This is a genomic window from Streptomyces sp. NBC_00385, from assembly GCF_035917155.1.
Classification (GTDB): Bacteria; Actinomycetota; Actinomycetes; order Streptomycetales; family Streptomycetaceae; genus Streptomyces; species Streptomyces poriferorum.
In genome coordinates this window covers 5,351,523-5,363,990 of sequence record NZ_CP107951.1, presented here as the reverse complement: position 1 = coordinate 5,363,990, position 12,468 = coordinate 5,351,523, and the positions used below count along the sequence as shown (strand labels likewise).

The window sequence follows — 12,468 nt, the reverse complement described above, 5'->3', positions numbered from 1 at the left end:
CACGAGCGGGGCCTGAAACGGGTTGCCCCATGGCTGAATCGGTCAGGAACGATCAGGCCGGTTCCTGCCCGGTCAGCCTCGGGCCCCTCGTCCGCCGGAGGGTTACGCTGCGTCAGTGATGGACAGTCCCGTACCTCCCCACCCGTCCGAGCCCCGGCCTCGGCGCCGAGACCGACACGGCCGCGGCATGCGCGGCCCCGTCGCCCCTCCCCAGGTGCCGCTGTCGGCCAGCAGGGCGGACAGTTTCCGCGATCTGGTGCAGGACTCGGTGGAGCGGCTGGAGCGACGCTGGCCGCAGCTGGCCGAGGTCGACTTCGTGGTCCTCGACGTGCCGGGGACGTCGGAGGAGACCGTGCCGCTGGGGAACGCGTTGTCCGCGGAGAAGGAGCGGCCGGCGCAGATCGTCATCTACCGGCGCCCCGTCGAGATCCGCACCAAGAATCGTGACGAGCGTGCGCTGCTGGTGCACGAGGTCGTGGTCGAGCAGGTCGCGGAGCTGCTCGGGCTCTCGCCCGAGTCGGTCGATCCCCGGTACGGGCAGGAGTAGGCGGCCGCACAAGCGGGGGGCGGGCCGGTTTCCGGCCCGCCCCCCGCTTCGTTCGTCGATGCCCCTCAGTCGTCCAGGACCGACAGGTCCTGCTCGGCGGCCGGCACCTCGACCGTCCCGCGGTCGTCGGGCAGCGTCTGCACCGTGAACATCGGGATGCCGTCCATCGGGACCGTCAGCGTGCGGGCGGCGTGGACCGGGCCGCCCGACTGCGTCTCGACGGTCAGCGCGTACGTGCCCTTGAGCCCCGCAGGTACGGGCGGGATGACCGCGAGGGTCGTACCGGCGGCGACCTTGTACGTCTTGCTGACCGGGGTGCCGCCCTTGCTGCCCGCGGACGCCGTGACCTTCACGGTGCCGGCGGCGCCGGGGGCGGTGAGCGAGAGGACGGATCCCTTCGCCCGGTTGTCGGCGGCGGTCGCCTGCGCGCCCACCGGACCCGTCGCCGGGATGTAGCCGACCTCCTGCTTGTCGCCCTTGCCACGGACCACCCGCAGGGCGGCCACCACCGGGGTTGCCTTGCCCTCCTGGGGGGTCAGGAGCAGGGAGCCCGGCTCGCCCCGGGTCAGGGCCTTCAGGTCGACGCCGGCGGTCATCTGCGACTTGACGTGGAGTTCCTCGTGACCGGCCGGTGAGATCGCGCCCGTCTTGCCGAGCAGTTTCACCGTGAGGTCGGCGTCGTCCTCTCCGGGGGCGAAGGCCACCAGCCGCACCGAGGTCGCGTCCGCCGGGATGCCGGGCAGGACGAGGGTGCCCGCCGGCTCGGTGGAGGCGGCGAGCCAGTCGCTGCCGCTCTTGTCGTCCGCGGTCCTGACGACCGCCCCGACGCGTCCGTTCCGGGTGGTGACATGGACGGTCACATCGTCCTCGGCCTTGTTGGTCAGCGTCGAGATGAGGACGCGGATACCGGACCGGGCGGGCACCGTGATGTCTTCGCCCACCTCGGACTTGAGCGGGCCTTCCGGACCGTACAGCTCGATGTCGGCGACGGCGGCGGTGTCGTCCGGGTTGGTGAGGTGGACGTAGTCCTCGCGGGACTTCGCCGTACTCGCGGCCGGGAACCAGAAGTCGGTGTCGGGCACGGTGCAGCCGACCCCGAGCAGTCCACGGGAGTCACCCGCCTCGACGGTGGTGGTCTGCTGGGCGGTCCAGCCGGGGGCCAGCCGGCCCGTGGCGGTGCCGACGAGGGCCGGGGCGTCCGCGCCGGACACCTCGGCGGTGGCCGGCTTGCCGGGCTCCTTGAGGAGGACGACCGGCTTGTCCGGGTCCGCTTTCCCGGTCTTCTTGTCCTTGTCCTTCGCGGTGTCCTTGGCCACGCCCTTGACGGCCGTGGACAGGAGTTCGGCCGTACCGGCCGGTCCCGCGGCGGCACCGCTCTTCGCCGCCGGGGTGAAGGAGGTGTACTCCGTCTCCGCGAGGTCGGACAGGCCGGGGGCCGGGCAGAGCAGGCTGGAGCGTTCGACGGGCAGCCGGGTGGCCGCCTTCGCCGTCGTCGTACCTCCACCGTCCGGCGCGGTGACCGCGGCGAATCCGGTGACGGCCGCGAGGGCGACGGCCCCGGCGATGAGGGACAGGCTGGTGGACTTCACTCGGACTCGCCTCGCGATGCGTTACGGGTCGGCCACGGGTTCTGGCCCGGGGCCGGGTTCCCGTCGGGGTTCTCGTCGGGGTTCTGCGGGTCGTACGCGCCCTGCTGTTCGCCGTAGGCGCCCTGGGTGCCGTACTGGCCCGTGCCGTACTGGCCGGCGTCGTACGGGGCGTTGCCGTACTGGCCGTCGGGGTCGTACTGACCGCTGTTGTCCTGCGGGAGGCCGCCGTACTGCCCCTGGGCGTACGGGGGGTACTCGCCCTGCTGCTGCGGATAGCCGTACGCGTCATAGCCTGCGGCGCCGTCGGGCTGCTGCTGCGGCACGGCCCCGTACTGGCCCTCCTGGTACTGGCCCTCCTGGTACTGGCCTTCCTGGTACTGGCCTTCCTGGTACTGCGGGTAGCCGGTGCCCTGGTACTGCTGGGCGTCCCAGTCCCCGTACTGCTGCTGCGGCACGGCCGCGTACTGGCCGGTGTCGCCTTCGGCCTGCTGGGGGACGAAGACGTCCTGGCCGGCCTCGGCGTCGGTGTCGAGCGGCTCCTGCCCGGTGGGCAGTCCGGTTTGCTGGGCGGGGAAGTGTTCCGCCCGCTCCCCCTCGGCCGCGGGCTCGCCGGCGTCGAAGCTCTCGCCGTCGTCGCCCTCGCCCTCCGCCAGCGCGGCCGCTCGCAGCCTGCGGGCCCGGCGCCCCTCACCGGCGACCGGCTCGGCGGGGACCGTTGCGTCCTCCTCGGGCAGGTCGTCGTCGATCTCCCGGCGGCGGCCCGGCAGGGCCAGGACCAGCAGGACCACGGTGAGCGCGGCCTGGATCCAGATCCACACGGAGTGCGTGAAGGGCGTCTCGTACGTGAGGTCGAGCCTGCCGCCCTCGGTGGGGAGTTCGAAGCCCTGCGCCCAGCCGTCGACGGTCTTGCGGGTCAGCGGCCGCCCGTCGAGCGTGGCCTGCCAGCCGGGGTCGGCGGCGTCGGCGATCCGCAGCACGCGGCCCGCACCGCCCGGCTCGATCTCGGTGTGCGCCTCGACGGGCTCGGAGCCCACCGGGAGCTGCTCGTCGGCGGCTGCCGCCGGAACGATCATGATCCGGGCGACCTGGCGGTCCACCTGCCAGAGCGCGCTGCCGTCCAGCTGGCTGAGGCGCCTGAGGCCGGGGGTCGCGTCGAGGACCCGGCTCATCTGCTTCGGCGCCCCGTCCCGGACGAGGACGTAACGGATCGCGAAGCCGCGGAGCTGGCTGCCCTGGTCGGCGCCGGAGCCCGCGACCAGGTTGGCGACGACCTTGTCGAGGTGGCTGTTGCCCTCGCCTGCCGCGGCCAGTTCGGCATCGCCAAGCCGCGCGCCGGAGCCGCGGACCAGGGTGTACGCGACGGAGCTGGGCGAGGTGCCGCCGAGGACCAGGGTGCGCGGCTGGTCCCGGGTGATGCTCTCCTCGGCGACGAACGCGGGCACCTGCACCGGGTCGCGGCGCTCCAGGGGCCCCGCGGCGCCGCCGATCATCCAGCCGGCGGCGGCCAGTACGGGGGCCACCCCGGCGGCCAGCGCGATCAGGACGGCGACCGGCTGGCGCCAGCCGAAGTTGAGCTCGGCGACGCGGATGCGGGCGCCGTCCGCGCCGACCAGCGCGGCCGCGATGAGCGCGGCGCCGTAGACGAGGGTGGCGGGTCCGGCCCAGCCGGAGCCGTTGGCGAGCCCGGCGAAGGCCAGGGCCACCAGGGCGACGGCCCAGGCGGTCCGGGCGGCGAACTGCCGCTCCCCGCGCAGCAGCGCGGCCAGGGCCGCGAGCACGATGCCGAGGAGCAGGACACCACCGGCCGCCTTGGGGCCGCCGGGACTGATCCCGAGGAGGTCCAGCGCGGAGGCCGAGCCCGAACCGGTCTCCAGTCCCGCTTCCTTCAGGAAGGACGAGGGGCTCGTCAGGAGCGAGAGCGACCAGGGCGCGAGAACCAGCAGCGGGGTGCCGACCGCCGCGAGGAAGCGGAGGCCGTAGGCCGCGATGTCGTTGCGGCGCAGTGCCAGCACACCGATGCCGAGGACCACGGCCAGCGGCCAGACGATGGGGGTGAACGCCATCGCGAGGGTGAGCAGCAGGGTGTACGCCCAGGTGGCGCGCCAGCTGCCGCGGCTGTCACCGCCGCCGCTCCGCATGCCGTGCGCGGAGACGGCAGCGCGGGCGATCAGCGGGAGCAGGACGGCGAGGACTGCGGTGCCCAGGCGGCCGGTCGCCAGGGCGCCGGTCGCGGCGGGCAGGAAGGCGTACGCGACGCTGGCCCAGGCCCGCAGCAGCCGGGAGGGAAGCAGCGGGCGGGAGACGAAGTACGCGGTGAGTCCGGCGAGCGGGACCGAGCAGACCAGCAGCAGGGTGAGCGCGAAGCCGGTGGAGCCGAGGAACAGCGCGGACAGGGCCGAGATGACGGCCAGGTAGGGCGGTGCGGTCTGGGTACCGCCGGTGCCTACGGTGTGCCACCCGTCCGCGTAGCGGCCCCACAGGTCGGAGACGTCGCCGGGTGCGGGCAGCAGGACGCCGCCGGCCAGGGCTCCGCCGCCCAGGAGGCTGCGGCAGGCGACGAGGGAGACGAGGAGCAGGAGGGCGAAGAGCACCGGGCCCGGCTTGCGCCCGACGCGCTTCAGCCTGGCGAACTGGTCGATCTCCAGGAAGTCGGCGTCGTCGCCGCCCGGGCCGGACTCGACGGCGCCGTGCCGCGAGCCGCCGGACTCGGTCTCCGCGCCGCCGCCGAAGTTCCCGGCGACCTGTTCGACGGTCGCGCGGACGGTGGCGCCGGGTGCGGGGAAGAGCCCGCGCAGTTCGGCCGGGTCGACGGCCCCCTTGCCGCGGTGGCGCCGGGCGGCGAGGATCCGGCCGGGGCGCAGCAGGGTGCCGAGGAGGCCGGTGACCTCGTCGAGCGCCTGGCCGGGCACCTTGCCGACGAGATAGGCGAGCGTACGCAGCAGCGTGCCGAGCACGAGTCTGAGCAGCACCCAGGGCAGCCGTTTGCCGGGGGCGTTGACGAGCATGGTGTAGACGGCGCCGGCCTTGTCGACGCGGTGCGGGCTGGAGACCGAGCGGCCGGCGCAGTCGATGGGGCGGCGTTCGCGGGCGGATGCCTCGGCGTGCCGCAGGACGGCGTCGGGGGCGACCAGCACCCGGTGTCCTGCCATGTGGGCGCGCCAGCACAGGTCGACGTCGTCGCGCATCAGGGGCAGTCTGCGGTCGAAGCCGCCGAGCTCCTCCCAGACGTCCCGGCGGATCAGCATGCCCGCGGTGGAGACGGACAGGACGGTACGGACCTGGTCGTGCTGGCCCTGGTCCTGCTCGCGCCGGTCGAGGCCGGTCCAGCGGCGGCCGCTGTTGGCGATCGAGACGCCGACTTCGAGGAGTTGCCGGCGGTCGTACCAGCCGCGGAGTTTGGGGCCGACGATCGCGGCGTGCCGGTCGTCGTCGACGACGCGCAGCATCTCGGCGAGGGCGTCGGGTTCGGGGGCGCAGTCGTCGTGGAGCAGCCAGAGCCACTGCACCGGTTCGCCGTGCGGCAGGTCCGGCAGGTCGTAGGCGTCGTCGCGCCAGGACCTGGTGACGGGGTCCCAGCCGCTCGGGCGCTTCAGGTACGGCAGGTCGTCCGGAGTCAGGACGCCGGCGGTGCGGCTCGCCTCGTCGACGGCCGTGCCGAAGCCCGTACGCCGCGCGAGGTGCAGGACGCGGTCGGCGCCGAGCGCCTCGGTGACCAGGCGCGCGGAGTCGTCGGCGCTGCCGGTGTCGGCGGCGACGACGTTCTGTACGGGGCGTTCCTGCCCGAGCAGCCCGGCGAGCACGTCGGGCAGCCAGCGTGCGCCGTCGTGGGAGACGAGCACGGCGGTGACGACGTGCCGGGGGAACTCTGGGGCGGCGGCGGCCGCGTACGGCGCCGTTGCTTGGCTGTGCACGGACATCGAGGTACGGGCCCTCCGGCCGGGTCCGGGGGACGTCCCCCGGGGGCTGCATCGGTGTACACGCGCGCCCTGTCGGGTCGTTGGCGCGTCTCGGACGGGGCCCCACACTAACGGTACGGATAACCGGGGTGGCGCGGAGCGGCTGAACGAGAGCGGCGGAGGGGCCGGGGGTACGGCAATGGCCCGCCGCCTGCGGGCAGGGTGCAGGCGGCGGGCCATGGGCGTCGTGGGTCCGGGGAGAGCCCGTCCCCGGGGTCCGGTTTCTCGCGGGCGGCCTTACGGGCCGGGGCGTTCGCGGAGGGGGCCGGGTCAGACCGCGGCCTTCTTGAGGCGCCGTCGCTCCCGCTCGGAAAGGCCGCCCCAGATGCCGAACCGCTCGTCCTTGGAAAGCGCGTACTCCAGGCATTCGGACCGGACTTCACAGGCGAGGCAGACCTTCTTGGCCTCGCGGGTGGATCCACCCTTCTCGGGGAAGAAGGACTCGGGATCGGTCTGGGCGCACAGTGCGCGCTCCTGCCAGCCGAGTTCCTCGTCCGCGTCCTCGACCAGCAGTTGCTGGAACAGCTCGGTCATGTGCGCCCCTCGTCTGTCTCTTGCGTCCCCGTGATGCGGCCGTTATCGAATCGGCCGAACGACACGAGTGAAATTACAAGTGTGTAGCTTCGGGCCAGTCAAGCTCAGATCTGCTATTGGGCCCGGTATTCACTCTGCGGAACCAAGCGTATGCGTAAAGTGTGCAAATCACCAAAAACCTGACATATGCCAGGGGTTTCGCCACACCCTCGCCCGCCACAGGGAAGAACTCCCGGAAGGGCGCACACGTTGCGATTCGATCACCGAAGCGATCAAGATCACAGTCGGGTCACAGGGGCTCGACCGCGTTTGCCGCGGCGGTTGTTGCGCCATGTCTCCGGCGCGGGGGGTGCATAAACCTTTCTCCGCATGGAGTAACCGGATGAGGTGAAACATTAGCCCCAAATCGGTCATTGGGTTGACAGTCGGCGATTCTCCGGTTCTCCTTGATGTCATGCCAGCGACCTCAGCCATGCGCACCACCCGCATCCGTGGGTTCCGCAGCGCTGTCCAGGCCCGCTGTTGCTGTTCCAGCTGTCTCAGCTGTTGAAGCCCCCGCGCTCCAGCTCGACACGGCTCTTCCCGGACCCCCGGACCCTCCCCCACGCGGCTTCCCGCCTCTGCGGTCACCCGGTCCCCCAGGTCCTGCGACACCCCTGCATCCGCACAGCACCACTTGCACCCCTGCCGAGGAACCACCGCACCCATGAACAGCGACAGCGACCTCCAGATCGCAGGCGACCTCCTTGAGGTCCAGCACCTCCTGCGCCCCGCTCGCGAGCACCCCTCCACCGTCGCGGAATTCGTCGGGCTCGCCCGCACCATCGCCGCCGACCGCTCCCAGTGGGCCCACCTCGTCCGGTACGACGCCACCACCCGCTGGTACCACCGGCTCCGCACCGGACCCGGCTACGAGATCTGGCTGCTCAGCTGGGTCCCCGGCCAGGGCAGCGGCCTGCACGACCACGGGCCGTCCTCCGGCGTACTCACCGTGCTGGAAGGCGAACTGACCGAGCGTACGGACCGGGGCCTGCGGACGCTGGACGCCGGCGCCCAGCGTGTCTTCGCCCCGGGCTACGCCCACGAGGTGGCCAACGACTCCCTCGAACCGGCCGTCAGCCTGCACGTCTACTACCCGGGCCTGACCGACATGCCGATGCACGCCACCCAGTGCGCGGCGGCCGTGGCCCTCTGAGCCGCCCGGCCTCCGAAGGGCCGCCTGCACCCAGCACGTCTCGCCTGACAGACTGTTTGCATGCGCATTGTGGTTCTGGCCGGCGGTATCGGTGGTGCTCGTTTCCTGCGTGGCCTCAAGGAGGCCGCGCCCGACGCGGACATCACGGTGATCGGCAACACCGGTGACGACATCCATCTGTTCGGCCTCAAGGTCTGCCCCGACCTCGACACCGTGATGTACACCCTCGGCGGTGGCATCAACGAGGAGCAGGGCTGGGGCCGTACCGACGAGACCTTCCACGTCAAGGAGGAACTCGCGGCGTACGGTGTCGGCCCCGAGTGGTTCGGGCTCGGCGACCGTGACTTCGCCACCCACATCGTCCGTACGCAGATGCTCGGCGCGGGCTATCCGCTGAGCGCCGTCACCGAGGCGCTGTGTGCGCGCTGGAAGCCGGGGGTCCGGCTGCTGCCGATGTCCGACGACCGGATCGAGACGCATGTGGCGGTCGACGTCGACGGCGAGAGCAGGGCCATTCACTTCCAGGAGTACTGGGTGAAGCTGCGCGCCTCCGTCCCCGCGCAGGCGATCGTGCCCGTCGGCGCCGAGCAGGCCAAGCCGGCACCGGGCGTCCTGGAGGCGATCTCCGGGGCCGACGTCATCCTCTTCCCGCCGTCAAACCCTGTGGTGTCCGTCGGGACCATCCTCGCCGTGCCCGGGATCCGGGAGGCCATCGCCGAGGCCGGGGTGCCGGTCGTCGGTCTCTCCCCCATCGTCGGTGACGCACCGGTGCGCGGGATGGCGGACAAGGTCCTGGCCGCGGTGGGCGTCGAGTCGACGGCAGCGGCGGTCGCCCAGCACTACGGTTCCGGGCTGCTCGACGGCTGGCTCGTCGACACCGTGGACGCGGGTGCGGTGGACGAGGTGGAGGCGGCGGGCATCCGCTGCCGCTCCGTCCCGCTGATGATGACCGATGTCGCCACGACCGCCGAGATGGCACGGCAGGCGCTGGCGCTCGCCGAAGAGGTACGGGCATGAGCGCGGCCGAGCCGGACGCCGCGCCCTCGTACCGCGTGTGGGCACTGCCCGGGATGCCCGAGGTGCGGGCCGGGGACGACCTCGCGAAGCTGATCGCCGCCACCGAGCCGGGTCTTGCCGACGGTGACGTGCTGCTCGTCACCTCGAAGATCGTCTCCAAGGCCGAGGGCCGGATCGTCGAGGCCACCGACCGGGAGGCGGCGATCGACGCCGAGACGGTACGGGTGGTGGCGCGGCGCGGCACGCTGCGCATCGTGGAGAACCGGCAGGGTCTGGTGATGGCCGCCGCCGGGGTCGACGCGTCGAACACCCCCGCCGGCACGGTCCTGCTGCTGCCCGAGGACCCGGACGCCTCGGCGCGGACGATCAGGCAGGGGCTGCGGGACACGCTCGGTGTCGACGTCGGCGTCGTCGTCACGGACACCTTCGGGCGACCGTGGCGCAACGGGCTGACCGATGTCGCGATCGGGGCGGCCGGAGTGCGGGTGCTCGACGATCTGCGGGGTGGCAGCGACGCGTACGGCAATCCGCTGAGCGCGACCGTCGTCGCCACCGCGGACGAGCTGGCCTCGGCCGGTGACCTGGTCAAGGGCAAGGCGGACGGGCTGCCCGTCGCGGTCGTGCGGGGGCTCGGCCATGTCATGGATCCGGCCGATGCCGAGGGGGCCCGCGCGATGGTGCGGGTCGCGGCCGACGACATGTTCCGGCTGGGGACGTCCGAGGCGGTGCGGGAGGCGGTGACCCAGCGGCGTACGGTCCGCGAGTTCACCGACGAACCGGTGGACCCGGGGGCGGTGCGGCGTGCGGTGGCCGCGGCCGTGACGGCGCCCGCGCCGCACCACACGACCCCGTGGCGGTTCGTGCTGCTGGAGTCGCCGGAGTCCCGGACCCGGCTGCTGGACGCGATGCGGGACGCGTGGATCGCGGACCTGCGGCGGGACGGCAAGAGCGAGGAGTCGATCGCGCGGCGGGTGAAGCGGGGCGATGTGCTGCGCAGGGCGCCGTATCTGGTGGTGCCGTGCATGGTGATGGACGGCTCCCACACGTACGGGGACGCGCGGCGGGACGGGGCGGAGCGCGAGATGTTCGTGGTCGCCGCGGGTGCCGGCATCCAGAACTTCCTGGTGGCCCTGGCGGGCGAGCGGCTGGGCTCGGCGTGGGTGTCCTCGACGATGTTCTGCCGGGAGGTCGTGCGGGAGGTGCTGTCGTTGCCCGCGTCGTGGGATCCGTTGGGGGCGGTGGCCGTGGGACGGGCCGCGGTGGCGCCTTCGGTTCGCGCGGGGCGCGACGCGGAGGGGTTCGTCGCGGTGCGGTGAGGCGGTGGCCGGGGCGGGGGTGGTTTCGGGGCGCTGCCCCGGACCCCGGTCCTCAATCGCCGGACGGGCTTGAGCTGGCCGCCCCGGTCCGCGAAAAGAGCCAGGCTGGAGAGGCCCCGGAACCGTGTCACAGCCGGGCGATGTTGCGCGGCTGCATGCGTGGGGCCCGGCGGGGCGGGGTGTTGTCCGAGAGCATGATCAGACGGGTGGCCCGGTGGCGTTGGCCCTCGTACGGGGCGAGGAGGGCCAGCATCTCCTCGTCGTCGGCGTTCCGGTTGCCGGCCAGTGCGTGGCCGACGATGCCGGGCAGGTGGAGGTCGCCGACCGTCACCGCGTCCGCCGCGCCGTTAGACCGCTGCAGGGTCTCGGCGGCCGTCCAGGGGCCGATGCCGGGGATCGCCTGGAGGCGGGTCATGGCCTCGGGCAGGTCCATGGCGGACGCCTCCTCCATGCGGCGGGCCACCCGCACCGCGCGCAGGATCGTCGCCGAGCGCTTGCTGTCCACGCCCGCGCGGTGCCACTCCCAGGACGGGATCAGCGACCAGGTGCGGGCGTCCGGCATGACGTAGAGGCCGTACTCCTGCGGGCCCGGCGCCGGTTCTCCGTACGTACGGACCAGCAGCCGCCAGGCGCGGTACGCCTCGTCCGTGGTGACCTTCTGCTCCAGCACCGACGGGATCAGGGACTCCAGCACCAAGCCGGTGCGCAGCAGTCGCAGGCCCGGGCGGCGGTGGTGGGTCAGGGCGAGCAGGCGGTGACGCGGGGTGAAGGCCGTCGGGTCGTCCGCCTCGCCGAGCAGGGTGGGGAGCTGTTCCAGCAGCCAGGACGCGCCCGGGCCCCAGGCCGCGGCCTGGATCCGGCCGTCGCGGGCCACGACGTGGAGCGTGCCGGGGCCCGCGGGGGTGCGGCTGGCCCGGCGGACGGAGCCGTCCGCGGACATCCGGAACGTGGGGTCGGCGGGGCCCCGGCGCAGCGGGCCGAGGACGAGCCGCAGGTCGAGCGGGCCCGCCGGGGTCCAGTCGCGCGTCAGTGGCGCCGGGACGGGCGTCGCCGCCGCCTGGTGCGGGACGGCCGCGCGCGGGGCGCTGCGGGGAGCGAATCGTCCTGCCACGGATGAGGTCCTCGGTAGTCGGGGGTGCCTGTCGAGGGTACGGCGGATTCCGGCCACTCGGGGAGTCCACGAGGCAGTGGCCGGTCCGGTCATTCGTCCGAGGAGAACCTCACCGAGGCGGCGGGGAGGTGTGCCCCGCACCAGATGCGGACGCCGTCGCGCAGTTCGTTGTCGGCGCCGACCTTGGCCCCGTCGCCGACGACCGCGCCCGCCAGCACGGTACGGCTGCCGATTCTGGCCCCCGCTCCGACCATGGAGTCCGTGATCACGGCGCCCGGTTCGACGACGGCGCCCGCGAGCACGGTGGAGCCGTCGATCCTGGCGCCCGCGCCGATGACGGCGTCGGCGCCGATGACCGTACCGCCGGAGAGTTTCGCGTCGGGGGCGACGGAGGCGGTCGGCAGGACGAGGCGGTCGCCGCACCGGCCGGGGACGGCCGGGGAGGGTGCGCGGCCGAGGACCAGGTCGGCGGAGCCGCGTATGAACGCCTGCGGAGTGCCGAGATCCAGCCAGTACGTGGAGTCGACCATGCCCTGGAGGTGGGCGCCGTCGGCGAGGAGTCCGGGGAAGGTCTCGCGTTCCACGGAGACCGGGCGGCCTGCCGGGATGGTGTCGATGACCGACCTGCGGAAGATGTACGCCCCCGCGTTGATCTGGTCGGTGACGATCTCCTCGGGTGTCTGCGGCTTCTCCAGGAACGCGGTGACCCGGCCGGTGTCGTCCGTCGGCACGAGGCCGAAGGCGCGCGGGTCGTCGACCCGGGTCAGGTGGAGGGAGACGTCCGCTCCGGAGTCGGTGTGCGTGGTGACCAGGGCGCGGATGTCGAGGCCGGTGAGGATGTCGCCGTTGAAGATGAGGACCGGTTCGTCCGGGCCCGAGGTGAGCCGCCGGGCGACGTTGCGGATGGCGCCGCCGGTGCCGAGCGGTTCACGTTCGGTGACGTACTCGATGTGCAGGCCGAGGGACGAACCGTCACCGAAGTACGGCTCGAAGACCTCCGCCAGGTACGACGTCGCGAGGACGATGTGCTCGACCCCGGCGGCCCGGGCACGCGCCAGCTGGTGCGTGAGGAAGGGGACGCCCGCTGCCGGAACCATGGGTTTCGGAGTGTGCACCGTGAGCGGGCGCAGCCGGGTTCCCTTGCCGCCGACCAGGAGGATCGCTTCTTTTGCCTCTGTCACAGCACTGTCTCTGCTTCCTGCT

9 protein-coding genes are annotated in these 12,468 nt (G+C 72.9%); 4 read left to right on the top strand and 5 right to left on the bottom strand.

Annotated elements, in window-relative coordinates; all coding sequences use genetic code 11:
- Positions 1-118 precede the first annotated feature (118 nt).
- Positions 119-547: a metallopeptidase family protein gene (locus tag OG959_RS24000; protein WP_326661580.1), complete on the top strand. Its 429-nt coding sequence runs from the start codon at positions 119-121 to the stop codon at positions 545-547.
- A 65-nt stretch (positions 548-612) separates the two neighbouring features.
- Here OG959_RS24000 and OG959_RS23995 read toward each other — a convergent pair whose 3' ends face one another.
- From OG959_RS23995 to OG959_RS23985, 3 genes are all read right to left on the bottom strand, one after another.
- Positions 613-2,136, bottom strand: coding sequence for a DUF5719 family protein (locus tag OG959_RS23995; RefSeq protein WP_326661579.1), 1,524 nt, complete (start codon positions 2,134-2,136; stop codon positions 613-615).
- On the bottom strand, positions 2,133-6,053 hold the full coding sequence (locus OG959_RS23990) for a glycosyltransferase (protein ID WP_326661578.1): 3,921 nt from the start codon (positions 6,051-6,053) through the stop codon (positions 2,133-2,135). Before OG959_RS23990 ends, OG959_RS23995 begins: the two co-directional genes overlap by 4 nt.
- 309 nt (positions 6,054-6,362) lie before the next feature.
- Complete coding sequence (locus OG959_RS23985; RefSeq protein WP_018103995.1) at positions 6,363-6,626, bottom strand: WhiB family transcriptional regulator; 264 nt, start codon at positions 6,624-6,626, stop codon at positions 6,363-6,365.
- A gap of 706 nt (positions 6,627-7,332) precedes the next feature.
- On the opposite strand from OG959_RS23985, the gene OG959_RS23980 reads away from it, so the two are divergent.
- From OG959_RS23980 to OG959_RS23970, 3 genes are read left to right on the top strand one after another with little or no spacing between them, the layout of a single operon-like run.
- The gene (locus tag OG959_RS23980) at positions 7,333-7,821 is read left to right on the top strand and encodes a cysteine dioxygenase (RefSeq protein WP_326661571.1); all 489 of its coding nucleotides are present in this window, start codon (positions 7,333-7,335) and stop codon (positions 7,819-7,821) included.
- A 60-nt stretch (positions 7,822-7,881) separates the two neighbouring features.
- Entirely contained in the window at positions 7,882-8,838 is a 957-nt protein-coding gene (gene cofD, locus OG959_RS23975; RefSeq protein ID WP_219573130.1) for a 2-phospho-L-lactate transferase, read from the top strand.
- Positions 8,835-10,154 (top strand): coenzyme F420-0:L-glutamate ligase, encoded by a 1,320-nt coding sequence (locus tag OG959_RS23970; RefSeq protein WP_326661568.1) that lies wholly within the window; start codon positions 8,835-8,837, stop codon positions 10,152-10,154. Before cofD ends, OG959_RS23970 begins: the two co-directional genes overlap by 4 nt.
- A 127-nt stretch (positions 10,155-10,281) precedes the next feature.
- On the opposite strand, the gene OG959_RS23965 is transcribed toward OG959_RS23970, so the two are convergent.
- Together OG959_RS23965 and OG959_RS23960 are read right to left on the bottom strand one after the other, a co-directional pair.
- The gene (locus OG959_RS23965) at positions 10,282-11,265 is read right to left on the bottom strand and encodes a DNA-3-methyladenine glycosylase family protein (RefSeq protein ID WP_326661566.1); all 984 of its coding nucleotides are present in this window, start codon (positions 11,263-11,265) and stop codon (positions 10,282-10,284) included.
- Between the two features lie 89 nt (positions 11,266-11,354).
- Positions 11,355-12,446, bottom strand: coding sequence for an NDP-sugar synthase (locus OG959_RS23960; protein WP_326661564.1), 1,092 nt, complete (start codon positions 12,444-12,446; stop codon positions 11,355-11,357).
- Between the last annotated feature and the right edge of the window lie 22 nt (positions 12,447-12,468).